This is a genomic window from Paracoccus sphaerophysae (assembly GCF_000763805.1).
Taxonomy (GTDB): Bacteria; Pseudomonadota; Alphaproteobacteria; order Rhodobacterales; family Rhodobacteraceae; genus Paracoccus; species Paracoccus sphaerophysae.
In genome coordinates, this window is record NZ_JRKS01000111.1 from 1 (window position 1) to 2,500 (window position 2,500).

The window sequence follows — 2,500 nt, forward strand, 5'->3', positions numbered from 1 at the left end:
TTTGGTTGCGGGGACAGGATTTGAACCTGTGACCTTCAGGTTATGAGCCTGACGAGCTACCGGGCTGCTCTACCCCGCGACCGTGCCGCTGTTGCGGCGGGGTTTTCCCCGTGGGATCCGGTGCGGTGAGGCTGGATCGGTTCGGGGATGATTTCGTTCCGAGAGATTGTTGCGTTTCTTTCCAGGTCTGGCGGTGACCTACTCTCCCACGTCTTGAGACGCAGTACCATTGGCGCGACGGCGCTTAACGGCCGAGTTCGGGATGGGATCGGGTGTTTCGCTCGTGCTATGGCCACCAGACCGGGGAAGAAACGCTCAGCGTTCCGGGATGATCTTGTGGTCATCGCCGGGGGGTTGTCCAAGTTGCTTTTGAGGGAGGAAGCTCAGATTGGATCTGTCTTCTTCCGGATCAAATCAAGCCAAACGAGCCATTAGTACCGGTCAACTGAACGCATTGCTGCGCGTACATCTCCGGCCTATCGACGTGGTGGTCTTCCACGGCTCTTCAGGGATACCTTGTTTTGAGGGGGGCTTCACGCTTAGATGCCTTCAGCGTTTATCCTGTCCGTTCATAGCTACCCAGCACTGCCGTTGGCACGACAACTGGTCCACCAGTGGAACGTTCACCCCGGTCCTCTCGTACTAGGGGCAACTCCTCTCAAGTATCCTACACCCACGGCAGATAGGGACCGAACTGTCTCACGACGTTCTAAACCCAGCTCACGTACCTCTTTAAATGGCGAACAGCCATACCCTTGGGACCTGCTCCAGCCCCAGGATGAGATGAGCCGACATCGAGGTGCCAAACGATGCCGTCGATATGGACTCTTGGGCATCATCAGCCTGTTATCCCCAGCGTACCTTTTATCCGTTGAGCGATGGCCCTTCCACTCGGGACCACCGGATCACTATGGCCGTCTTTCGACTCTGCTCGACGTGTCAGTCTTGCAGTCAGGCTGGCTTCTGCCATTGCACTCAACGAGCGATTTCCGACCGCTCTGAGCCAACCTTCGCGCGCCTCCGTTACTCTTTGGGAGGCGACCGCCCCAGTCAAACTACCCACCACGCAGGGTCCCGGACCCGGATAACGGGCCGCGGTTAGACATCAAGAGTGCGAAGGGCGGTATCTCAAGGATGACTCCACCGGAACTGGCGTCCCGGCTTCAAAGTCTACCGCCTATCCTGCACATCGCAATCCTGATGCCAGTGCGAAGCTATAGTAAAGGTGCATGGGGTCTTTCCGTCTAACCGCGGGAAGTCTGCATCTTCACAGACAATTCAATTTCGCTGAGTCCACGTTTGAGACAGCGGGGAGATCGTTACGCCATTCGTGCAGGTCGGAACTTACCCGACAAGGAATTTCGCTACCTTAGGACCGTTATAGTTACGGCCGCCGTTTACCGGGGCTTCAATTCAAGGCTTGCACCTCTCCTTTTAACCTTCCGGCACCGGGCAGGCGTCAGACTGTATACGTCGCCTTACGGCTTCGCACAGCCCTGTGTTTTAAGTAAACAGTCGCCACCCCCTGGTTTGTGCCCCCCGCCAACGCTTGCGCGCCAACGGGGCCTCCTTCTCGCGAACTTACGGAGGTATTTTGCCGAGTTCCTTAAACGTGGTTCTCTCAAGCGCCTTGGTATTCTCTACCAGTCCACCTGTGTCGGTTTAGGGTACGATCTTGTGGAGGGCTATTTCCAGGAACCGCTCAACTGCCCGACCAATCCAGTAAGGTCGAACAATCCCTGCGATCCGTCACCATCTCCTGGCCCAGGAATATTAACCTGGTTCCCATCGACTACGCCTTTCGGCCTCGCCTTAGGGGTCGGCTTACCCTGCTCAGATTAGCTTTAAGCAGGAACCCTTGGACTTTCGGCGACAGGGTCTCTCACCCTGTTTGTCGCTACTCATGTCAACATTCTCACTTCTGATCACTCCACCGGATCCCTCACAGGCCGGCTTCACAGTCAGAACATTGTCTCCGCAACCCATCGCTGGGCTGAAGAGACAGCGTTCATTCACAGAACGCTCCGCTACCACGCACATAAAGTGCATCCAAAGCTTCGGCTCGTGGCTTGAGCCCCGTTACATCTTCGCCGCAAGACCTCTTGACTAGACCAGTGAGCTGTTACGCTATCTTTAAAGGATGGCTGCTTCTAAGCCAACCTCCTGGTTGTTTTGGAAGTCTCACATGCTTTCCCACTTAGCCACGAATTGGGGGCCTTAGCTGTTGGTCAGGGTTGTTTCCCTCTCCACGACGGACGTTAGCACCCGCCGTGTGTCTCCCGGATAGTACTCCTGGGTATTCGGAGTTTGCTTAGACTCAGTAAGGCTGTGGGCCCCCATCATCCATGCAGTGCTCTACCCCCCAGGGTATTCGTCCGAGGCGCTACCTAAATAGCTTTCGCGGAGAACCAGCTATCTCCAGATTTGATTGGCCTTTCACCCCTAGCCACACGTCATCCGGACCCTTTTCAACGGGTGTCGGTTCGGACCTCCAGTTGGT

General features: G+C 56.0%; 1 tRNA gene and 2 rRNA genes (1 of these 3 cut by a window edge). All 3 read right to left on the minus strand.

Annotation, left to right across the window (positions count from 1 at the left end):
- Window positions 1–2: 2 nt before the first annotated feature.
- Window positions 3–79 (minus strand) — tRNA-Met (locus IC63_RS16385).
- A gap of 106 nt (window positions 80–185) precedes the next feature.
- Window positions 186–300, minus strand: a 5S ribosomal RNA gene (rrf, locus tag IC63_RS16390).
- A 110-nt stretch (window positions 301–410) separates the two neighbouring features.
- A 23S ribosomal RNA gene (locus IC63_RS16395) occupies window positions 411–2,500 on the minus strand; it runs 740 nt beyond the window's last position.